This window comes from Acinetobacter sp. YH12064, assembly GCF_013419735.1.
GTDB lineage: Bacteria > Pseudomonadota > Gammaproteobacteria > Pseudomonadales > Moraxellaceae > Acinetobacter > Acinetobacter amyesii.
Map to the genome: position 1 here is coordinate 41,536 of NZ_VOZP01000001.1, position 22,997 is coordinate 64,532.

A 22,997-nucleotide genomic window follows, 5' to 3' on the forward strand; every position below is an offset into this window, starting at 1 on the left:
CAATTACCAGCGTACTTCAAATTTCTTACGTAACCAGATGGCTAAACTGTTTAAGCCGATCATGAGAGCAAGAAGTACAATGATTGCTGCTGCGGTACGTCCTTCAAAGAAGTTACGTAGCTCATTACCTTGCCAAAGGAAAATTTGTACAGGTAATGCAGTGGATTGATCTAAAGGAGTGGCTGGTACACTTGCTACAAAGGCACTCATACCAATCAATAATAATGGAGCAGTTTCTCCTAGGGCTTGCGCAACACCAATAATGGCACCAGTTAAGATACCTGGTAATGCCAGTGGCAAGACGTGGTGAAATACAGTTTGTAAACGTGATGCACCCAAACCTAAAGCGGCTTGGCGGATCGATGGAGGAACAGCTTTTAGTGAAGCACGTGTGGTAATAATGACCGTTGGCAAAGTCATCAAACTTAAGACTAAACCACCAACCACAGGAGCCGAAAGCGGCATATGCATCCAACCAATAAAGATCGCTGCACCAAGCAAACCAAAGACAATCGAAGGAACCGCTGCTAGATTGTTAATGTTGACTTCGACAACATCGGTAATCCAGTTTTTAGGTGCAAACTCTTCTAAGTAAATTGCAGATGCTACACCAATTGGAATCGAAATAATGATCACGATCAGCATCATAAATAACGACCCCATAAACGCCCCAGCTAAACCTGAAGTTGCAGGTGAGCTACGAGAGTCTGGATTCTTAAATATTTCAGTATTAAATGAGTTAGTAATAACACCATCAGCTTTAAGTTTATCTGCAAGTTGGCGTACTTCTGGGCTCAATTGTTGCTGCTCATCAGGCAAGCTGCGGTCAATATTACCAGCCAACCAGACATCGACATTAGCATCTGCAAGAATTTTAAAATCTTGTTTTTGACCAATCAATGACGGATCTGCCATTACCATGTCACGTAAGCGATAAGCTTCTGAACTTGTATATAAACTGTTGAGATCATCACGTTGTGAGGCAATTGCTGGATCTTTTGCTATGATGCCATTTACGATGAGCGCATCCCAATCCACCATGCCCATTTCAGTTTGCCAAGCAATGTAACGCTCTTGGAACTGTGCAGGTGATTCACCTTCTTTTTGAATTGGTTTCGCACCAACTTTGACAATGTTTGGATCAAAAAATACAGGTACCGTCATTGAGCTTTGCCAAAATGCTGGTAAGCCTTTGGCTAAAATACTGCCAAACAATAGCACGACGAAAAATAAACCAGTCACTACTGCACTAAAGCCCAAGACACGGAAGGTCTTTTCTTTACGATGTCTTTTCGCCAAAGAGTTTTCAATGATTTTCTTACGTTTTTCACGAAGCTCAGCGGCTGCATGTGAATCAAATTTTTGATCCATGTTTGATGTATTCGTCGTACTCATTCGTATTGCTCACGGTATTTACGCACAATGTACAGTGCAACAATATTCAGCCCTAAGGTAATCACAAACAGTGTTAAACCGAGTGCAAAAGCAACCAATGCTTGAGGACTCGCAAAGTCTGTATCACCTGTTAATTGGTTTACGATGGTAATGGTGACTGTAGACACTGCTTCGAGCGGATTAATGTGTAGTAAAGGACTGTTCCCTGCTGCAAGTACCACAATCATGGTTTCACCAATTGCACGAGATGCTGCCAATAAGAATGCACCGATAATGCCCGGCAAAGCTGCAGGTATCACTACTTGGCGAATAGTTTCTGATTTTGTTGCACCCAAACCGAGTGAACCGTCACGAAGCGCGCGAGGAACTTGAGTAATGATGTCATCAGATAATGATGAAACGAATGGGATAATCATAATCCCCATCACAAAGCCTGCTGTTAGAGCACTGGTTGCATTAATATCGAGTCCAATATATGCGCCAAGCTGTTTTGCAAAGGGTCCAATAATCATTAAGGCAAATACACCGTAAACGATGGTTGGAATACCTGCGAGAACTTCTATGGCAGGTTTTGCCCAAGCACGGAAACTTGGCTTTGCATATTCAGCCAAATAAATTGCAATCATCAGACCAACTGGAACAGCAACCAGTAGTGCAATACCACTAACCATGAGTGTGCCCCAAAGGAGTGGCAGCAAACCATAACTACCTTCGGCATTCCCTGATGTACTAAAACCTGGGTTCCATTCAGTGCCCAAGAAGAAATCGAGTGGACTGACAAAACTAAAGAAACGCATGGCTTCACTGAACATCGACATCACAATGCCAACTGTTGTTAGGATTGCCACACCGGAACATAGTGCCAATGCGATATTAATAACTTTTTCGACTTGGTTACGTGCACGATATTTTTCTGCGATGCGGCGTTTAGCCATGACTAAACCAATCAATGCCGCACAAATCACAACGGCCAATTTTGCATATGAGCCGATGTTTTCAATTTTCTTTAACTGTTCTGCTGCTGCAAGTTCATATGCAGCTGGCGTATCACTTACTCCAAAACCAGAAGCAATCGCTTGAACGCGGTCAACCATTACGCTCGTACTTGCAGGATCTAAACTTAAACGAATATTTTCAGGGACATTATTTAAAATAACGTGTTGAAAAATACTCGGTTCAACCAAGTTCCAAACAATCAAGATTAAAAAAGCGGGAATCCCACACCATAAAGCGACCAAAACACCATAATAGCCCGGTCGTGAATGCAACATTGCTGAGTTATTGCCTTTACCTGCAAGTTTGCGACTTTTGGTCAGTCCAATTTGATAAGCGATTGCAATAATTGCGAGCAACACACCAATAAGTAGCAGATTCATGTAATCTCCACTGTTTTTTCAAAAGCCCTTCTTGAAAAAACTGTTTCTTTGCAAAAAGCCAATGGCAGGTCAATCCTGCCATTGGCTGTTTCAATCCAATTATTTAACTGCTTTACCCGCTTTAAAGTTTGCAAGAACTACAGCGCGCTCTTTATCAGACATTGAAATTAAGCCTGCTTTTTCTAGCTTAGAACCTTTACCTGATACTTTTTTACTTAGGAAGAATTCTGTGAACTCTTTTAAGCCTTTAATTGATTTTAAGTGCTCACCCTTTACATAGAAGAACAATGGACGAGACACTGGGTATGAACCATTTAAAATTGTCTTCTCAGACGGCGCAACATTATTCACTGTTGCTACACGTAACTTGTCACGGTTTTGGTCATAGAAACCTAGACCGAATACACCTACAGCGTTAGGTGAAGTTTTTAAGCGTGCCAATGTCTCTGTATAGTCGCCTGCGATTTCAATCACACGACCATCTTTACGGAATGTTGAACATGCTTTTTTCCGAGCATCTTTATCTAGCTTCGCAAATGCTTGGTAAGTTTCACAGCCAGCATCGACCATTTTTTCTTGGAACACTTCACGTGTACCATGGTTTGATGCAGGAATAACTAAAGTGATTGCTTCGTTTGGTAAAGTTGGGTCGATTTGATTCCAACGTGTGTATGGGTTTGGAACCAATTTACCTTTTGAAGGTAATTCAGCAGCAAGTGCAGCAAATACGTGCTGTGGGCGAAGTTTGAATGCGGCTTTTTTAGCGTTTGATGCAAACACGATACCGTCATATCCAACTTTAATTTCTAAGATTTGGTTAACGCCTGCTTTTTTACATGCAGCCAATTCAGTATCTTTAATTTTACGAGATGCGTTTGCAACGTCAATTGTGTTGTCGCCTACACCATTACAAAATTGTTTCAAACCACCTGAAGTACCGCCTGAACCTACGACAGGTGCTTTAAATTGTGGGAATGTATTACCAAACTCTTCTGCAACAATACTTGCATAAGGCAGTACAGTTGAAGAACCAGCAATTTGGATCGTGTCACGAGCTGCATTTGCAGTTGTAGCGACTGTTGCCCCAGTAGTGAGTACCATAGCAAGTGCGATATGATTTAAGCGCATTCTCATCTCTCTTAATTGATGCATTTATTGGAGTACGCCACTTTTGTTTTTAAAGTCTTGTACTTTTTCGATAACTGCATTTTGATTTTAGAGTATGACAGTTAGGTTACATCTTTATGACGCTTTTATGATAATTGATGATTGCACATTGATTTAAATATAATTCTTTATTTTTCAATACGTAATGAAATTTATCAAAGTATTGGTCTTATATATTTCTACTTTGATATTCGTAAGAATTCATATCACTGTCATATTTTGTCTTATTTTCTTTTTTCAAATTCTCCTCTTTTTCTGAATGATACACATTTGCATGTTCTATTTTTTATTTCCTCATATTCCAATAATTGAAATTTCATTACATTTTTAGTCCGCTCAATATGCAAGTTTACATAAAAAAAAAAGCCTAAAATGACCAGTAAAGCCAATGCGACATTTAATCCAGACTTGCCTGTGCATATGACTTTTGATGAACATGACTGGCACTTACTTGCAGAATATTGGTATCCGATTGCACTCGCTCGAGACATTACAGAACAGCCTTATGGCACCATGCTTTTAGATATGCCGCTCGTCATTTATAAAATGGGAGATAAACTGATTGTAGCTAAAGATGCGTGCCCTCACCGCGGCGTGCCTCTCAGTTTAGGCAAGAATGATGGTCAAGGCGTGGTCTGCCGATATCATGGCTTACGCTTTGGTGAACATGGTCATTGTAATCGCATCCCTGCACATCCTGAGCACAAAATTTCACCTCGCTTTAACTTGCGTACTTATGCCGCTGTTGTGCGTTATGGACTGATATGGTGCTCACTTAGTGCGCCTAAAGGTACTGCACCAAATATCCCTGCCATGCCATATTGGGATGAAGCCGAGTTTCAGCAATTGGTGTGCCCAACGGTCGATTTTCAATGTTTTGCAGGCCGGCAGCTTGAAGGCTTTATTGATGTCGCGCATTTTGCTTGGGTACATCCAGAGACTTTTGGCGACCCTGAAAATATAGAAGTACCTGACTATAAAACATTTGAGACAGAAACAGGCTTCCATGCAGACTATTGGAGTAGTGTTGGGCGCTACCCAATTGGATTAGAACAACGAGGACAAGATGAATTTCAATGGCTTCGCCATTTTGAAATTCATCTGCCTTTTACTGCAACCTTAACGATTCATTTTCCAAACGCCAGCAAGCAAGTGATTATGAATGCGGCATCCCCCATGACTGCTCGTTCTACCCGACTATTTGCGCCTATCTGCCGTAATTATGACAAAGACCTGCCTGTAGAAGATGCTTACGACTTTAACCTGAAAATATTTGAGGAAGACCGTCTCGTGTCGGAATCGCAAAAGCCTGAATATTTGCCTTTAGATTTAAGCATTGAAGCACATTTCCCAGCTGACCGTAGTTCGAGTATGTACCGCAAACTGCTGCGTAAGAAAGGTTTTAGTCCATTGTTTGCAGCATAACATCAATATCGTATTGCATTCACCTCACCCTAACCCTCTCCTACAAGGAGAGGGAAACTCCTTTACAAGCCTTACATTGGTTATAAATATTGTGGTATCTCATTCATCAAATGATAAACATCAATGACTATCGCGACTGGCGACAGGGATGTCGCTGTAAGGTAAAGGTCACATGGATGTACCTTTTGCCTGAGAAGGATTTTAGTTACTTTGATCCCTCAAAGTAACAATCTGCCTACGCAGTAAACTATCATCTCCCAATGAAAAATTGCGGCCATGTAAAAATTAAGCGCCTTTTCATTTAAAACAAAAAAAAGGAGCTCTTACGAGCCCCTTCACCTACAGCTACAAAATGACAATTAGTCAATTGCAGGTGTATATGTACCGTCAGCGATTGGGCCTTTGATACGATCCGCTTCTGCTAGCACAAGAGCAAGCAAATTCTTCACGTTGTCTAAAGTCGCTACTGGGCTTAAAGTCGTCATTTTCAATGATTGAACTTGACCTACTTTAGTTACACCAATATTCGCTTCACCACGAGCAAACAATTCGTCTGCAACGTTTTGGTTCAATGTATCTAACAATTCAGCTGGGTAACCTGCTGGTACTACACGGAACAATACCGATGCAAATTGAGGATCAACTAACATTTCTAGACCATCAGTCGCAGTAATATATGCTGCAACATCACGTGTTAACCCCACACCGTGATCGATCATCGAACCGTAAAGCTCTTCACCCAATGCCTCAACTGTCATCCACAATTTCAACGCATCGAAACGACGAGTTGTTTGTAGTGACTTAGATACTAAGTTAGGAACGCCATGCTCTTCATCATAAGCAGAGTTTAAATACTCAGCTTCATAATGCATGAAACGATAGTTCGATTCATCTTTAAGCAAAAATGCGCCACATGAAATCGTTTGGAAGTAATGCTTATGGAAATCAAGCGTTACCGAGTCAGACAGTTCAATACCATCTAACATTGAACGATAGTCATTTGAAAGAATCAGTGCACCGCCCCATGCTGCGTCGATATGCATCCACGCGTCATATTTGTTGGTGATTTCACGAATTTCTTTCAATGGGTCAATTGCGCCTGCATCGGTTGTACCCGCAGTTGCAACTACACATGCTACAATTTTGCCCGTCGCGCGAAGGTGAGCCATGGTTTTCTCAAGCGCGTCCATATCCATGCGTGCGTTAGCATCTACAGGAACAGTCACGACAGATTGGAAGCCCATGCCCATCATCGCCATGTTCTTTTGCACAGAGAAGTGCGCATTTTCAGAACAGATCACTTTGACGTTACGCATAGCATCAGATGGTACGCCATCACGCTGAACAGACCACGGATTGCCGTTTTCGTCTTTCCAGTTTTTCGCGATGCACGCATCACGTGCAAGTAAAACGCCCATTAAGTTAGACTGCGTACCGCCAGAGGTGAATACACCTGCTTGACCTGCACCGTAGCCCACTTTTTGGCGAAGCCAATCAATCAATTGAACTTCCATCAATGAACCTGCAGGGCTTTGATCCCATGAGTCCATTGATTGGTTTGTTGCGTTAATTAACACTTCCGCAATTTGGCTAGTGACCATTGTTGGACAGTGTAAATGCGCGAGTGAATGCGGATGATGCACCTTTAAGCTTTTATTTAAGAAAAGCTTAACCATACGGTCTAGTGATTTTTGTACACCCATACCTTCTTTAGAAGGATTGAATGCAATTGTACTACGAAGCTCTTTAATGCTACCGCCTGTGTACATTTTGTCATTTTGCAACCATGCAGATACAGCTTTTACAGCTGAATCCATTGCCGACTGATAGTCAGCAATAGATTGTGCATCATTGCAGAATAACGCTTTACGATGTTCTGCAAAATCTACCATGTCTTACGCGCCTCGAGTTGCAACTAGTGCTTCAGCAAGAGCTTTCTTGAAGCGAACAATCACTTCTTCACATTCAGCTTGGTTGATGATCAATGGGCAAAGTAAACGAATGACTGTACCGTTACGACCACCTTTTTCTAACAACAATTTGTTGTTGAAACATGCTGCTTGAATTGCTGCTGCCAATTGAGAATCACCTGGTAAAGAACCCATGTGATCTGCTTTTTGACGTTCATCAACAATTTCAATACCGATCATGAGGCCACGACCGCGCACATTACCGATACATGGGAATTCAACCGCTAATTTTTTCAATTCAGCTTGTAAGAAATCACCACGTTCTTGCGCATTTTGCGCAAGATTTTGCTCTTTAATGGTTTTGATTGTTGCAAGACCCGTACCCATCGCCAATTGGTTACCACGGAATGTACCCGTGTGACCCGCTGGTTGCCATGCGTCAAACTTACGTTTAATGCCCAATACTGCAAGTGGTAAGCTACCACCTACCGCTTTAGACATTACAATGACGTCTGGCTCAATACCTGCATGTTCAAAGGCAAACATTTTACCTGAACGTGCAAAGCCCGCTTGTACTTCATCAAGAATCAACACGATGTTGTGCTTTTCAGTCACTTCGCGGATTTTCTTTAACCATTTTACAGGTGCAGTCACTACACCGCCTTCGCCTTGGATTGCTTCCAAGATTACAGCTGCAGGTTTCGTTACACCGCTTTCTACGTCTTCAATGAAGTTTTCGAAATAATACGTTAATGCGTCTACACCCGCTTCACCACCTATGCCTAATGGGCAACGGTATTCATGCGGATACGGCATAAATTGAACACCCGGCATTAAGCCGTTCACAGCATTTTTAGCAGACAAGTTACCTGTCATTGCTAAAGAACCGTGAGTCATACCATGGTAGCCACCTGAGAAGCTGATTACTGAACTACGACCAGTGTAAGTTTTTGCTAATTTAATTGCTGCTTCTGTACCATCTGCACCAGACGGGCCACAGAACTGTAGACAATACTCTTCTTTACCACCAGGTAATTGCTCAAGTAGTGCTTCAGTAAAAGCATCTTTTAAAGGCGTTGTTAAATCCAAAGTATGCAATGGGAGGCCACTTGCAAGTGTGTCTTGGATACTTTGAATTACCGCAGGATGATTATGGCCTAATGCCAATGTTCCTGCCCCAGCTAAACAATCGAGGTACTCTGTACCTTCAACATCAGTAACCCAACAACCTAAAGCTTTTGCTATCGCAAGTGGAAGTTTACGCGGATAGCTACGAACATTGGATTCCATCTGGCTTTGGCGAGTCAAATAGTATTCGTTAGTAGAATTAGTGGCAGGGTTTACAGAAGAAACGCTCATATCGAATTACCATCTCTGATATGGGTTGAAAGAAATAAGTCGGGTGACTTGCGGTCCTTTGACTCGGTGCTTTATGAGTTTCTAGTTAGCTTTAAAAGCTCTTTGAGTATGGGCTAACTAGGAGGCGGATGATACAGACTTTTTCAAGAAAATAAATCACTTTTATGATCAAATAAAAAGATAATTTAGAGAAAAAACAGATCTATTCCATGGATATCTTGAATTATCATCTTACAGTGTGACAAAACAAAGAAAACCTTTTTATTTTATGCTTTTTTACAACTTATGAATGATTATTGTAATCATCAATTATTTAAACAACTAAGCACTGATTATTTAAATAAATATTCATCAAGCACTGCATTTATTTTTCTTGAAAGATTTACAATCCCACCACAGATTTTCCTTTAATCCATCATAATCCCCTTTTAAGATAACAGCATAAGCTAAATTAGTCATTCTGAAAGAAGAATAGGTCATAACAATGCGTAAAATTATCTTATCCACTGTTTTATTAGCATCCGGTCTAGGTTTGGCAACAGCAACTCAAGCAGCTGACCCACTCAATTATAACATCGTGAACATTCAGGCGGATGCCACTCGCCAAGTGTCGAATGACCAAATGCATGCCGTTTTATATATTGAAAAATCAAATAAACAACCGGCTGAACTTGCTACCCAAATCAACCAATTGATGACCCAAGCGGTGAACACAGCCCGTAAATACCCTGCGGTAAAAATCGAAACGGGGTCTCAAAGCACCTACCCGATTTATGACAATGACAGTCGTAAATTGAAAGAATGGCGTGGTCGTGCCGAAGTGCGTTTAGAAAGTACAGACTTTAAAGCAGCTAGCCAATTGGTGAGCGAGTTACAACAAAATTTCCAAACTCAATCCATCAGCTTTAGCGTGTCAGATGCACAGCGAAAAAAAGTAGAAAATGAACTCATGGTTGAAGCCTCTAAAAACTTCCAACAACGCGCGCAAACATTGTCACAAGCGTGGAATAAGTCAGGCTATAACTTGGTGAATATCAATTTAAATACCAGCAATTATGGTGGTCAGCCAGTTCCGCGTATGGCGATGATGAAAGCTGCAAGTGCTGATGCTATTCCTGAACAAGAAATGGCAGGTGGTGAATCTAAAATCACGGTCAGTGCAAATGGCTCTATCCAGTTCAAATAATTAAATTCATTTTAAGAAACCGTGCTTTAGCGCGGTTTTTTTAATTATAAAATCCACCTATTCTTTATTTAAATTAAAAAGTCTATTAGCTTAGTCAAATTCATAGCTTTAAATGATAATCATCCTTATTTAAATTTATCACACTCAAGATTATGATACGCGCACTCTCTCCATTGCTCACACTTTTATGTATAGTTCAAGCAAAAAATCTTCAAAGCTTCAAAGCTTCCCTTTATTACCGCTGAGTATTGCCGTAGGTATAAGCATGGTTGCCACTTTGGCTTCAGCTGCTGAAAATACAGAGATAGCGCAAGCAGATGTTTTGCCAACCATCACCATTGAAACTCAAGGGAACTGGCTGGAAAACGCCAATGAAAAAAAGGTGCAAAAGCATGCCGGTGCGCGGACCATCATTGACCGTAAACGCTTAAACGAAAGCGCAGCAACATCTCTTAAAGATGCGTTACGCCAAGTTCCCGGCGTTCAGGTTCAAGAAAATAATGGTACTGGCGGTAGCGATGTTTCATTAAATATTGGCGTTCGAGGATTAACCTCTCGCCTCTCTCCACGTTCAACCGTGTTGATCGATGGCATCCCAATGTCATTTGCACCGTATGGCCAACCACAGCTTTCGATGGCGCCTGTCTCTTTAGGAAATATAGAATCTGTTGATGTAGTCCGTGGTGCAGGTTCTGTCCGTTTTGGACCACAAAATGTCGGCGGTATTATCAACTTTGCCACACGTAGCATTCCTAAAGACTTTAAAGGTACCGTGGCATTAAACTCTGAATATGCAACAGGTACAGATCAGGTAAAATTAAGTCCTAGTCTGTTTGTTGGTGGAACATTAGATAATGGTTTAGGTCTTGCCTTGCTTTATTCAGGCACTAAAGGCAACGGTTATCGTGAAGCGAACAATAAAAATGACATTGATGATGTCATGTTAAAAACCGCTTATGACATCACTGATCAGGATAAAATCGCATTAAATTTCCATCACTACGATGGTACAGGTGAAATGCCTGAAGGTTTAAGTGCTGCTGAATTCGAAGCAAATCCGTATCAAACGTCGCATTATCGTGACTTTTTCACTGGCCGTCGTTCAGATGTATCTTTACGTTATACACATAAAGATGACACGAACAACTTTGAACTTTTAAGTTATTACATCGATTCATTCCGTACCAGCAACCTTGAATCCACCTTAACCAATGGCAATCATCGCTTAGATACTTCACCACGTGATTATAAAGTCTTTGCCATTGAGCCACGTTATTCTCGTAGCTATAGCTTAGGTAGCACGCTGAATGAAGTGACTGTAGGCTACCGTTATATGGATGAAGAAAGCACCGAGTTCGCAGGCCGTACTGAATACGCTGCAGATGCTGAACCCGGTCAGTTTATAGCACGTACCCGCAGTGCGGGTGGCACCAAAGCACACGCAGCTTATATCGATAACCGTATAGAATTGGGTAAATGGAATATTACACCCGGCGTTCGTTTTGAATCAATTGATACGCAAAACAGTTTTAGTGCCTATAAAAATGGCGTATTACAAAATACTGTTCATCCTTCGATCCAATCAGACGAATTTTTACCAAGTTTAGCTGTCCTATATAAAGCAACAGACCATTGGAATTTCTTTGCTAATGCCGGTGTATCTTTTGGTCCACAGCAATATAACCAATTAGCAACAACGCAAGGTACTACAGCAGTCACAACCCTAGATGGCTTACATCCTGAAAAGTCTAATAACTATGAAATTGGTACCAAATATTTAGGCAATGGTTTGAGTGCTGAATTGACTGCGTTTTATCTTGATTTTGACAAAGAACTGATTTTAGAACGTGATGCTGCAAACAATGGCATTTGGACTGACCTCGGTGCTACAAGTCATAAAGGGATTGAAACCGGTTTCAGTTATGACTTTGGACATTTAGCTGACACCCTCGAAGGCTTGAAAGCCTATGGTAATTACACCTATACCAAGGCGGTTGCTGAAGCAGGTAATTTCAAAGGTAAGGACTTGCCATTCTATTCACAAAATGTCGCAAACTTTGGCTTAGGCTATAAATACGATGCTTGGTCAATCAATGCCGACATGTATGCTCAATCTAAACAACGTGCCCCAGGTAACCAAGATTCAGGCATCTACCAAACTGAAGAAACGGCAAATGGTAAACTGGGCGATATTCCAGGCTATTCAACTTTCGCTGTACGTACAGGCTATGACTTTGGCGGTTCGTTACAAGGAGTTAAAGTTGCCGCTGGCATCAAGAATGTATTTGATAAACAGTATTTCACCCGTTCATCAGATGCAACCGGTGGTAAATATATTGGTCAGCCACGTACCTTCTTCTTACAAACTTCATTCGACTTTTAAGCTGGTCTAAATATCAAAATCCCACCGCGTGTGGGATTTTTATTGAACAATACATATGGACATCCATATATTCATATGTAAGAATATATGTAAATCCATATATATAGATAAGCATGGAACAGACTGAATTTTTCAAATTACTTGCAGATGAGACTCGTCTGAACATCATCATGCTGTTGGCATGTAAAGGTGAACTCTGCGTCTGCGAACTCACTGAGTACCTTGAATTAAGCCAACCCAAAATTTCACGTCATTTGGCTTTACTGCGTTCATCAGGTGTGCTCAGTGATCAGCGTAAAGGTCAATGGGTTTATTACTCCATTCACCCTGTACTGCCTACTTGGTGTACACAAATACTTGATGTCATGCGTCACCAAGAACGATTTAAAGATCTCGATTTAAACTCTCCGAAAGGCACTACCACATTGTGTGAAACGCTATGAATTTTTTATTTCTATGTACTGGCAATAGCTGCCGCAGCATTTTATCCGAAGTACTTTTTAACCAGCGTGCCCCTGAAGGTTTCCGTGCTTATAGCGCAGGCAGTAAACCTTCAGGACAAGTCCACCCATTTACCTTAAAAACCCTACATAACCTCAATCTACCGACTGAGGGCTTGTCGAGTAAAACCATCACAGCATGTGAACAATACCAACCCGATGTGGTAATTACTGTCTGTGGTTCTGCAGCTCAAGAAGCTTGCCCAATTTACTTAGGCTCTGCCATCAAAGCACACTGGGGTTTAGAAGACCCTTCCCATTTAGAGCTTGCAGATGACATCAAACTTGCAGCTTTTCTTGATACCGTGGCGCATATTAACCGCCGTTTAGATGCTTTATTTGCACTCGATTTCAAGCAATTAAGTCGTGAAGAGCTTAACAAAGAAATCCAAAAAATTTCAGAGATTCAATAATGGCTGCTGCAAAACTGTCATTTCTAGACCGCAATCTAACGCTATGGATTTTTATCGCAATGGGGCTAGGCATTGCGATTGGCGTGTATATTCCAAGTGCTTCAAGGGCTTTAAATCAACTCAATATCGGTGATGTCAATATTGCGATTGCCATTGGTTTAATCCTGATGATGTATCCGCCTTTGGCTAAAGTGGATTACAAAGCCCTGCCTGAAGTGTTTAAAGATAAACGTACCTTATACCTTTCACTACTTCAAAACTGGTTAATCGCACCTTGCCTGATGTTTATTTTGGCTATCGTGTTTTTACAACACTACCCTGAATACATGACCGGTTTGATTCTGATTGGTTTAGCACGTTGTATTGCAATGGTTCTGGTTTGGAATGATCTCGCTTGTGGGGATAACCAATACGTTGCGGCTTTAGTGGCATTTAACAGTATTTTCCAAATTGCATTTTTTAGTACCTACGCATGGTTCTTTTTGAGTTTTTTACCGCCATATTTTGGTATCGAAGCACAAGTGATCCAAGTCAGCTTTTGGACCATCACACATGCAGTATTGGTGTATCTAGGCATTCCCTTCCTGCTCGGTTTCCTGACGCGTGCCATATTGGTAAAACAAAAAGGTCTGGCTTGGTATAAAAATCAATTTATACCCAAAATCAGCCCCATCAGTTTAATGGCATTACTCTTTACCATTGTGGTGATGTTTAGCCTCAAAGGTGCAGATGTCGTGAGCCTTCCGATGGATGTACTGCGTATTGCCATTCCCCTCACAATCTACTTTGTGGTGATGTTTTTCATTAGCTTTTTGATGAGCAAATGGATGGGCAATAACTACGCCAAAACCACTGCGATATCCTTTACAGCAGCAGGTAATAATTTTGAACTTGCCCTCGCTGTTGCCATCGCGACCTTTGGCATTGCATCTCCGATTGCATTTACCACGATTATTGGCCCATTGGTTGAAGTGCCTGTGCTTATTGCATTAGTGAGTGTATCGCTATGGTTAAAACGCAAATGGTATAAAGAGAACTAAAATGAAGCTCCCCAATATTCAACTAGATCTACTTGAAACACCGCGTTTTGAACAAGTTCAAGCTAAAGCACTTGAACATCCGCCACGCATTCTGCTGCTATATGGCTCTAACCGTGAACGCTCATTTAGCCGTTTAACGGTATTGGAGGCGGGTCGAATCCTTGAACATTTTGGTGCAGAAGTCAAAATCTTTCATCCTAAAGGTCTTCCTCTGCCTGAAGATGCTGAAACATCCCATCCTAAAGTTCAGGAATTACATGAATTACTTGCATGGTCTGAAGGCATGGTTTGGTGTTCGCCAGAACGACATGGTGCGATGAGCTCTATATTGAAAGCACAAATTGATTGGATTCCTTTAGCTGCAGGTGCCATTCGTGCTACTCAAGGTAAAACGCTGGCGTTAATGCAAGTCAGTGGTGGTTCGCAATCTTTTAATGCTGTTAACCAAATGCGCATCCTTGGGCGTTGGATGCGGATGATCACGATTCCAAATCAATCTTCCGTTGCAAAAGCATTTTTAGAGTTTGATGAAAATGATCGCATGAAACCTTCCTCCTATTACACTCGCATTGTCGATGTGATGGAGGAATTATATAAATTTACCCTACTCACACGTGGTCAATCTGCCTACCTCACAGATCGCTATTCTGAACGAGTTGAAAGTGCGGAAGAACTCTCTAAACGAGTTAATCAAAAGAACCTTTAATGAAAAACTCCTGCATCTGTGCAGGAGTTTTGGTCTAAAATATCCATCCGTTTCCACTTAAACTAATAATTTATAAAATAATGTCGTTGAATCTATTGTACCTGTATGGCTCAATGCAAATTGCGGGATGATCCCAGCTTTTATAAAGTTAAATTTTTCATATAGCTTTTCAGAGACAGCGCCTGTACGCGTATCAAGTACAAGTAATTTCAAGTTCAAGTGTTTTGCTTGATCTTCTGCAAGTGTGAATAGTTGATGAGCAATGCCTTGCTGACGTGCCTTTGGATGCACCATAAGTTTTTCAATCTCAGTACGACGCAGCGCATTGGCTTTGGTGGCACGAACCAATTGTACTGTGCCCACAACTTCACCGCTTTGTAGCGCCACCCACAAAAAGGTTTTATGCTTTTGAATATCCTTTGCCACAGCAGACCAATATTCATCATAGGGCAACTTAGATTTTTCAGCAAAAAAACTCAGTGATGCTTTATCTTGCACACATTGTGCCAATAATTCACACAGTTGAGCCTGCTCATCTTTTAGATCTTGAATGTTTAAATATTGAATTTCGCTCATCTTCTTTTCCTCTTATTTCTATTTTTATCGTTATATTCAAATGGCATGCCATAAAAAATCCCGCTCGGAAGCAGGATTTTGATTTTCAATTTAGTAAATCGACATATGATTGCGATGGATCATTTCAAGTGATCGGGCTTCCCCTAAAACTTGATGAACTTTATCTGAGGCCAAACCTTTAACTATTTCTGCCGAGCGTGAACTGAAGTTTACACGACCTACGGCAACACGATGACCTTGTGTATCGACACATTCCACCACATCACCACGTTCAAAATGCCCTTCAACTGCTTTCACGCCTACAGGTAATAAACTACGGTGATTATCACGTATTGCCTTTACAGCACCATCATCAATCACCAAACGTCCAGCTGTTTGTAAATGTGCAGCTAACCATTGTTGATGGGCCGTCACACGATCATTGTCCGTAATGAATAAGGTACCGAGTAATTCACCTGCCATTACACGTGACAGCACATTGTCGCTATCACCGCTCGCAATGACTGTTGGACAACCAGACTTGGCTGCTAAACGTGCCGCACGAACTTTGGTCAACATACCGCCACGACCGAATTTACCGCCGCCGCCAGCCATATCGAATAATGATTCATCCATTGCACGTACTGTATGGAACAGTTTTGCGTTTGGATTGGAACGAGGGTCAGAGTCGAACATACCTTCTTGGTCAGTTAAAATCACCAATAAGTCTGCATGTACCTGACCCGCCACCATAGCTGCCAAAGTATCGTTATCACCAAAACGAATTTCATCTGTCGAAACAGTGTCATTCTCATTGATGACTGGAATGACACGCCAGTCGATCAAGTGTTGCAACGCATCACATGAGTTTAAATAGCGACGACGGTCTGCCAAGTCATCATGCGTTAACAATACTTGCGCTGTGCGTATCGAACGTTGTTCTAATACGCTAGACCAAGTATGAATTAAGCCCATCTGACCAATGGCAGCACAAGCCTGTAGACTGGGTAGATCTGTGGGTCGGTTGTCCAAATTCATACGAACCATCCCTTCAGCCACAGCACCGGAAGACACAAGAATGATCTCGTGTCCTGCATTGTGTAGTTCTGCAATTTGTCCCGCCCAATGCGAGATTGCATCCAGATCTAACCCTTTTCCGTTTGCTGTGAGTAGTGATGATCCGATTTTAACAACGATACGTTTACAACCCTTGAGCTGACGTTGCCCATCTACCACTTCTATCATCTTGTCCTCAGACTTGTTTGCTTTGACACTTATTCAGCAATTAACGTACGTAGTACGATTCTGCCTCATCATCACCGTCTTCAAATTCATCATCAAAGTCTTCACCTTGACCTGCCAGACGTTGTTGACGACGCATTTCACGATATGCTTCTTTCGCAGCAAGCGTTTGCTCACGTGTTTCAGCTTCAAGCTGATCACGGAACGCTTTAACTTCTGCTGCATATTCAGGATCTTCAGTTTCGCGTTCGCGTTGTTCTTCAATTTGATCCATCAGGTAGTACACAACGTCTTTAGTACCTTCAAACGTTAAACCTGAAGTTTTGAATACAGGGCCTTTCCACTGCAACTCTTCGAGAATGTGATCACACCATTCATCACGCGTTTCAGCCGCCAATTGGTCTACTTTATTGAGTACCAATACAACAGGTAATTTTGAAAGTGTTGGGGAGAATTTTTTCAACTCTTCCAAAATTGCTTTTGCATTGTACGCAGGGTCAGAACCATCAATCGGTTGAACATCTACGATGTGCAATAAAATACGTGTACGCGCCAAGTGTTTCAGGAATCGAATACCTAGACCTGCACCTTCTGCAGCCCCTTCGATTAGACCCGGAATATCCGCCATTACAAATGAACGGTGACTATCGGCATCAACCACACCTAGGTTTGGCACCATAGTGGTAAATGGATAATCTGCAACTTTTGGTTTTGCTGCTGAAACTGCACGGATAAAGGTTGATTTACCCGCATTTGGCATACCCAACAAACCAACGTCTGCGAGTACTTTTAATTCAAGACGAATTTCACGATATTCGCCTTTTGAGCCGTGTGTACATTTACGTGGAGAACGGTTGGTTGAAGATTTGAAGTGAGTATTACCCAAACCACCTTCACCACCTGCTGCCACTAACACACGCTGACCGTCAGCCACTAAGTCGCCGATGATATCGCCAGATTCTGTATCTACAATTGTTGTGCCCACTGGAACGAGCAATACGGTATCTTCACCGCCACGGCCTGAGCAGTTCGCTCCACGACCATTTTTAGCACGTTCTGCACGGAATTTACGTGTATAACGATAATCTACTAGGGTACTTGTGTCGTTGTCGGCTTGAACGTATACGTTACCGCCACGACCACCATCACCACCATCTGGACCACCAAATGGTACGAATTTTTCACGGCGAAAACTGGCTACGCCATTGCCACCGTCGCCAGCCTCTACGGTAATGACTGCTTCATCAACAAAGCGCATGTTTGCCAATCCTCTAAAAACTTTAAAACCGCTTATTCTGCCATATTTTAAAGAATTTCTCGAACAATATTATTCAGCAATACTATAAATTTCATTCATCTTGGTGCTGATGCAAATTTTTAGGAAAATCCGCACCTCACTCGAAAATCTTTAGCTCATCATCAAAATACCTTTGATAAATGGCAAACGAATTTCACTCCTCATTTCTGAAAGCTATTTACGTGCATTTTCCTTGGCTTCAATAATTTCAGGCAAGGTTCGTTCAACCCAACCAATCAGATGCATTAACTTTTCTGCAGCCTGCGAGCCCATTAAAGTCAGTTGATATTCAACTTTGGGTGGCACGACTGGATAGACTGTCCTTAAGATAAAACCATCTTGCTCGAGCATTTTCAGCGTTTGAGCCAGCATCTTTTCGCTTACCCCTTCGATACGCTGCTTAAGTTCACTAAAACGGTGTACCCCTTCAGTCAAACAACGTAAAACTAATACTGACCATTTATTGGTGAGATGTTCCAATATTTCTCGAGATGGACAATCTGTGGATAAAACTTGACCTAATAATTTACTTGTAGCGTATGTGTTCATTAAATCTTTCCTCAAAGTCACTAACTTACTTTTTGGTATGTACTTACATTTAGTAAGTTAACAGATTAAGATTCAACCATAAAGATCATTTATTCAACAATCAGAGGGTTTAAATATGAAAATCGCAATTACAGGTGCAACAGGTCAACTAGGCCAATTGGTCCTTCAATTTTTATTGAAAGCAACCGCGGCCGAAAACATCATCGCTTTAGTTCGCTCAACAGAAAAAGCAGCATCCCTACAAGCTCAAGGCATCGAACTGCGTCATTTTGACTATGATCAACCAGATACACTGGTTCCTGCACTACAAGGTGTCGATAAATTATTACTTATTTCTGCCAATGAAATTGGTCGTCGTACTCCACAACACAAAGCCGTAATTGATGCTGCAGTAGAAGCGAAAGTTCCATATCTTGCTTATACCAGCCTGTTACGTGCAGATACGTCACCATTGGGTTTATCTCAAGAACATCGTGAAACACGAAAGTTTGATTCAAGCTAGTGGTTTAACCTATACCTTCTTACGAAATAACTGGTATGTCGAGAACTATCTTGCTGCTGCAGGGCATGTGGTTGAAACAGGTACCTTATTTGGTGCAGCAAAGGATGGGAAAATTAATGCAGCGACCCGTGCTGACTATGCTGAAGCAGCTGCAAAAGTACTTACAAGCTCTGGTCATGAAAATAAAACCTATGAACTTGCAAGCTCAGACAGTTTCACCTTGGCACAGCTTGCTGAAACCCTACAGCAAGTTTCAGGTCAAAATGTTCACTATCAAAATTTAACTGCAGAAGACTACACACAAGGCCTATTACAAGCTGGCTTACCTGCTGGTCTTGTAGATGTGATCGTCGATGCTGATATCAACAGCATTGACGGTGCAATGCAAAGTGATCGTAAGGACTTGGAACAGTTACTCGGTCACCCAACCACTACTCTACGCAGTGCTGTTGAAGCTGCTTTAAAATAAGATCGAACCATAAAAAAGCCCGAATTAATTCGGGCTTTATTTGATTTGAATCTAACTTATGGATGTACATTTTTTATCGGCAAATCCATATTCATATCTAAATTTGCCTTGGTATTACGCTCTGCGTTGTACATCGTGGCATTAAAGGTTGCGATTTTTCGCATGGTCATCGGGTCATTGAGTTTTAGCTGTGGTGCAAACTGATGTACCACATGCAAATCGACTTTTTCATTAAACTCAAAATACACAGGACCATTAAAATTAATTCGAATAGGAATGTTATAGGTTCTTTTCAAATGAAAAGGCACATCTAACTTGACAGGAATGTCCATTTTTAACGGAAATTTCGGCACGAGTTTATTTTTAATCACCAAATCTGTGGTCGCCTCAAGCGGCATCGTCTGGTTAATTTGAATATTGGTGGAATAATCAATATCCACTGAGATCGGAACCTCTACACTAAACTGCAAATCTGCCAGATATTTTCCCTTTAAGGGTAGTTGCAGCTTCCGATCTAAAGCAATCTGCGTATCCAGAGTCCCAATAGACTGTGTTTGCAAATAATTGCCAACGGAAATTTTGGTGGGTAGTGAATGCGACAATTGAATATCAGCATTTTTTGCACGTACTTGCATCGACGCATAAATATTTAAATACAACCAAAATAGTACCGCAACCAATAACGCAACTGCGATAAAACTCAAAATGATGCGCTTCGCCGATTGAAATATCCACATGGCTTACTCCTGAACTTTCGCTTCAGTTTTGGCATGCTCTCTGTTGAGTCGCATTGTTTTTAGTGGAATTACCAATTCACCCTTTTTAATTTGAACCGGCAACGTATTTTGCACATCCACTGTCGCTTTTAATGCTGTTTTAATTGGAACATTTAAATTACCTTCAATAGGAATGTTGGTTTTTAAATTTGCATTCAGTGGAATATGTAGGTTTTCTTTCAGCACGGTTTTGACTGGCGCATCAAATTTTAAATGTACTTTTTGCTCCAAAGGCACATTCATATTTACTGGAATATCCAATTGTATCGGGATATCACCTTTGAGCGGCAAAGTCACATCCTGCCCCATGACTTTAACTTTCACTTTGGTATTCACAGGAAGGTTTTGATTCACTTTCAAAGTTTCACGCACTGGAATCGTGGTCTTGATCGGGACTTGATTATCAAAATACACCCGTGGCGTCAGCGTTTGAGTTAAGGGAATATTTAAATTTTCATGTATCGGAATTTCAGCATTCACCCTCCCTGTCACGTCCACATCCAAGGCATCATGAATTTTGACTTCGGCTTGTAACGGCTCTTGCAGGTCAATATTGACGTTCTGATTTTCTAGCGGGATATAAATATTAAAGTGCTTAAACACCCAAATGGCGATAAGTACACCACAGAGCGCAGCAAACACAATAAATGCCAATCCACTGAGCATGTGCTTTGCTTGCAAACTAAATTCCTTTTGCTTTTTATTTTTTACAGTCTCATTTTGAACACATTATACAAACCAGTTTGCAATTTTTTGTATTTAATTCTTTAATAATTTCATTAACTTAAAACTTGAATATTTTAGTCAGCTTTTCATTATAAATGACTCACACTCATCTAACAGTGGCAGAAAAAACAAGAACTTTTGATACTTTTAATCAATCCATTCGTCATCTATGCCTTAAGTTTTTACCCCTGCTCTTTAGATAAAAAAAGAGCCTCAAATGAGGCCCTTTTTTACAGCGTGAACTAATTAAGCATTAGTTTCAGCAGGAACTTTTGGATAGCTTACGCCGCCCATTTGCTCAGCAATACGCAATACTTGGCAGCTATAACCCACTTCGTTATCGTACCAAACATAAGCAGTTAAACGGTTACCAGAAGCGATTGTCGCTTGAGCGTCAAACACACCTGCAGTACGTGAACCGATAAAGTCAGACGATACAACTTCAGTTGAGTTTGTATAACCGATTTGACCTTGAAGGTTAGAGTTGATTGAAATTTGGCGAATGTATTCATTCACTTCTTCACGGTCAACATCTTGACCCAAAGTAAGGTTCAAAATTGCAAGAGATACGTTTGGAGTAGGTACACGTACTGAGTTACCAGTCAATTTACCTTGAAGAGCAGGAAGTGCTTTAGCAACAGCTTTAGCAGCACCTGTTTCAGTGATTACCATGTTTAAAGTAGCAGCACGACCACGACGGTCAGCTTTATGGTAGTTGTCGATCAAGTTTTGGTCGTTTGTGAACGAGTGAACTGTTTCAACGTGACCATTGATCACTGTGTACTTGTCGTTTAACACTTTAAGTGTTGGTGTGATCGCGTTTGTTGTACAGCTTGCAGCAGAGATGATTGTATCTTCATCAAGGATGTCAGCTTGGTTCACACCGTAAACAACGTTCTTCATATCACCTTTACCAGGTGCAGTTAGAATTACGCGTGCAGTACCTGGACATTTAAGGTGCTGTGCAAGACCTTCAGAATCACGCCATTTACCTGTATTATCGATTACAAGTGCATTGTTAATACCGTAAGCAGTGTAATCCACTTCAGATGGGTTAGACGCATAGATCACTTTGATGAAGTTACCGTTAGCAATGATTGCTTCGTTTTCTTCATCAACAGAAATCGTACCTGCGAATGGACCATGAATAGAGTCACGACGTAACAAAGACGCACGTTTTTCTAAGTCACCGTCAGATGATTTACGAACAACGATTGCTTTAAGGTTGAGACCACGACCTAGACCAGATTGGCTGATCATCAAACGTGCAAGGATACGACCAATACGACCGAAACCGTAAAGTACAACATCACGGTTTTCAACGTTAGTTGCATTGCCTTCAAGTGATTTCACAGCGTCAGCAACGAATGCGTCAACATCACCGCCTTTTTCTTTGAACTCAACAGCAAGTTTACCAAGATCAATTTCAGCAGTACCGATGTTTTCGATTTTCGCCAAAGCTTCAAGAATTGGGAAAGTGTTCACAACTGAAAGTTCAACGTCAAGTACACGAGTACGACGATGCGCTTTAAGAATTTGGATAACCGAACGGTTAATTAAAGAACGACCGTATACTGTAGCTACGATGTTTTTTTCACGATATAACTGACCCACTAGGGCAATCATACGTTCCGCGATTTCTTCACGGTTTTTCCAGCGACCTTGGTGCTCTGCATGTAGGGCAACGATAGTGTCTTTGCTCACAGATACGTCCTCTAATTAATTGTAAATCTAAGCATAAATTTCAAAACCCCACAATTGTAATGGAAAACTGAAAATTAATGAATCTAAAAGCAGATTTCGACAAGGTTATTTTGTTATATATTCACTATCAATTTTCAAAATAATCATGATTAGTATTATGATTTTATAGCCGAAAGTTGAAAAACTGGCTTTTTCGCAGATTTTTGTCACAAAATTTCAAATGTAGTTTTATCAACCAGATCTCTGCATATTTAGCTCAAAGATGCACGAATATTTATATTTTCAAATTGTGGTGTTTTTTTATTTTGCTCAATTTA

19 protein-coding genes and 1 pseudogene are annotated in these 22,997 nt (G+C 41.1%); 8 read left to right on the forward strand and 12 right to left on the reverse strand.

Annotated elements, in window-relative coordinates; all coding sequences use genetic code 11:
* Positions 1 to 3: 3 nt before the first annotated feature.
* The 3 genes from pstA to FTU13_RS00205 all read right to left on the reverse strand — a co-directional run bounded on the left by pstA (position 4) and on the right by FTU13_RS00205 (position 3,899).
* The gene (pstA, locus tag FTU13_RS00195) at positions 4 to 1,395 is read right to left on the reverse strand and encodes a phosphate ABC transporter permease PstA (protein ID WP_078191850.1); all 1,392 of its coding nucleotides are present in this window, start codon (positions 1,393 to 1,395) and stop codon (positions 4 to 6) included.
* Positions 1,392 to 2,771 carry a phosphate ABC transporter permease subunit PstC gene (gene pstC / locus FTU13_RS00200; protein WP_180127225.1) on the reverse strand — a complete coding sequence of 460 codons (1,380 nt, stop codon included), beginning with the start codon at positions 2,769 to 2,771 and terminating at the stop codon, positions 1,392 to 1,394. The genes pstA and pstC overlap by 4 nt, the downstream gene beginning before the upstream one ends.
* 99 nt (positions 2,772 to 2,870) lie before the next feature.
* Entirely contained in the window at positions 2,871 to 3,899 is a 1,029-nt protein-coding gene (locus FTU13_RS00205) for a substrate-binding domain-containing protein (RefSeq protein WP_180127227.1), read from the reverse strand.
* 411 nt (positions 3,900 to 4,310) lie between these two features.
* Here FTU13_RS00205 and FTU13_RS00210 point away from each other — a divergent pair, with 411 nt between their 5' ends.
* Entirely contained in the window at positions 4,311 to 5,363 is a 1,053-nt protein-coding gene (locus FTU13_RS00210; protein WP_180127229.1) for a Rieske 2Fe-2S domain-containing protein, read from the forward strand.
* Positions 5,364 to 5,722: 359 nt separating this feature from the next.
* On the opposite strand, the gene FTU13_RS00215 is transcribed toward FTU13_RS00210, so the two are convergent.
* Entirely contained in the window at positions 5,723 to 7,255 is a 1,533-nt protein-coding gene (locus tag FTU13_RS00215) for an aspartate aminotransferase family protein (RefSeq protein WP_180127231.1), read from the reverse strand.
* A 3-nt stretch (positions 7,256 to 7,258) separates the two neighbouring features.
* Positions 7,259 to 8,632, reverse strand: a complete 1,374-nt coding sequence (locus FTU13_RS00220; protein WP_180127233.1) for a diaminobutyrate--2-oxoglutarate transaminase — start codon at positions 8,630 to 8,632, stop codon at positions 7,259 to 7,261.
* 484 nt (positions 8,633 to 9,116) lie between these two features.
* Between FTU13_RS00220 and FTU13_RS00225 the strand changes: the two genes are divergently transcribed.
* The 6 genes from FTU13_RS00225 (at position 9,117) to arsH (ending at position 14,860) form a co-directional block, all read left to right on the forward strand.
* The gene (locus tag FTU13_RS00225; RefSeq protein ID WP_180127235.1) at positions 9,117 to 9,818 is read left to right on the forward strand and encodes an SIMPL domain-containing protein; all 702 of its coding nucleotides are present in this window, start codon (positions 9,117 to 9,119) and stop codon (positions 9,816 to 9,818) included.
* Between the two features lie 187 nt (positions 9,819 to 10,005).
* A complete protein-coding gene (locus FTU13_RS00230) occupies positions 10,006 to 12,201 on the forward strand; it encodes a TonB-dependent siderophore receptor (RefSeq protein WP_180127238.1) in 2,196 nt (731 codons plus the stop codon).
* 113 nt (positions 12,202 to 12,314) lie between these two features.
* On the forward strand, positions 12,315 to 12,644 hold the full coding sequence (locus FTU13_RS00235; protein WP_180127240.1) for a metalloregulator ArsR/SmtB family transcription factor: 330 nt from the start codon (positions 12,315 to 12,317) through the stop codon (positions 12,642 to 12,644).
* Positions 12,641 to 13,114 carry an arsenate reductase ArsC gene (locus tag FTU13_RS00240; protein ID WP_180127243.1) on the forward strand — a complete coding sequence of 158 codons (474 nt, stop codon included), beginning with the start codon at positions 12,641 to 12,643 and terminating at the stop codon, positions 13,112 to 13,114. The genes FTU13_RS00235 and FTU13_RS00240 overlap by 4 nt, the downstream gene beginning before the upstream one ends.
* The gene (gene arsB, locus FTU13_RS00245; RefSeq protein WP_180127245.1) at positions 13,114 to 14,154 is read left to right on the forward strand and encodes an ACR3 family arsenite efflux transporter; all 1,041 of its coding nucleotides are present in this window, start codon (positions 13,114 to 13,116) and stop codon (positions 14,152 to 14,154) included. Before FTU13_RS00240 ends, arsB begins: the two co-directional genes overlap by 1 nt.
* A gap of 1 nt (position 14,155) precedes the next feature.
* Positions 14,156 to 14,860: an arsenical resistance protein ArsH gene (arsH, locus tag FTU13_RS00250; RefSeq protein WP_078191860.1), complete on the forward strand. Its 705-nt coding sequence runs from the start codon at positions 14,156 to 14,158 to the stop codon at positions 14,858 to 14,860.
* 57 nt (positions 14,861 to 14,917) lie between these two features.
* On the opposite strand, the gene FTU13_RS00255 is transcribed toward arsH, so the two are convergent.
* The 4 genes from FTU13_RS00255 to FTU13_RS00270 form a co-directional block, all read right to left on the reverse strand.
* The gene (locus tag FTU13_RS00255) at positions 14,918 to 15,436 is read right to left on the reverse strand and encodes a GNAT family N-acetyltransferase (protein ID WP_180127247.1); all 519 of its coding nucleotides are present in this window, start codon (positions 15,434 to 15,436) and stop codon (positions 14,918 to 14,920) included.
* 90 nt (positions 15,437 to 15,526) lie between these two features.
* Positions 15,527 to 16,660 (reverse strand): glutamate 5-kinase, encoded by a 1,134-nt coding sequence (proB, locus tag FTU13_RS00260; RefSeq protein ID WP_180133180.1) that lies wholly within the window; start codon positions 16,658 to 16,660, stop codon positions 15,527 to 15,529.
* Between the two features lie 40 nt (positions 16,661 to 16,700).
* Positions 16,701 to 17,915 carry an Obg family GTPase CgtA gene (gene cgtA, locus FTU13_RS00265; RefSeq protein ID WP_078190204.1) on the reverse strand — a complete coding sequence of 405 codons (1,215 nt, stop codon included), beginning with the start codon at positions 17,913 to 17,915 and terminating at the stop codon, positions 16,701 to 16,703.
* Positions 17,916 to 18,128: 213 nt separating this feature from the next.
* Positions 18,129 to 18,503 (reverse strand): helix-turn-helix domain-containing protein, encoded by a 375-nt coding sequence (locus FTU13_RS00270; RefSeq protein WP_078191873.1) that lies wholly within the window; start codon positions 18,501 to 18,503, stop codon positions 18,129 to 18,131.
* Positions 18,504 to 18,618: 115 nt separating this feature from the next.
* Here FTU13_RS00270 and FTU13_RS00275 point away from each other — a divergent pair.
* A pseudogene (locus FTU13_RS00275) lies at positions 18,619 to 19,474 on the forward strand (SDR family oxidoreductase).
* Positions 19,475 to 19,530: 56 nt separating this feature from the next.
* Here the strand turns inward: FTU13_RS00275 and FTU13_RS00280 are convergent.
* The 3 genes from FTU13_RS00280 to FTU13_RS00290 form a co-directional block, all read right to left on the reverse strand.
* Positions 19,531 to 20,211, reverse strand: coding sequence for a hypothetical protein (locus tag FTU13_RS00280; RefSeq protein ID WP_078190209.1), 681 nt, complete (start codon positions 20,209 to 20,211; stop codon positions 19,531 to 19,533).
* 3 nt (positions 20,212 to 20,214) lie between these two features.
* Entirely contained in the window at positions 20,215 to 20,916 is a 702-nt protein-coding gene (locus tag FTU13_RS00285; RefSeq protein ID WP_218955122.1) for an MFS transporter, read from the reverse strand.
* Positions 20,917 to 21,222: 306 nt separating this feature from the next.
* Positions 21,223 to 22,680, reverse strand: coding sequence for a glyceraldehyde-3-phosphate dehydrogenase (locus FTU13_RS00290; RefSeq protein WP_180127254.1), 1,458 nt, complete (start codon positions 22,678 to 22,680; stop codon positions 21,223 to 21,225).
* Positions 22,681 to 22,997: the final 317 nt, after the last annotated feature.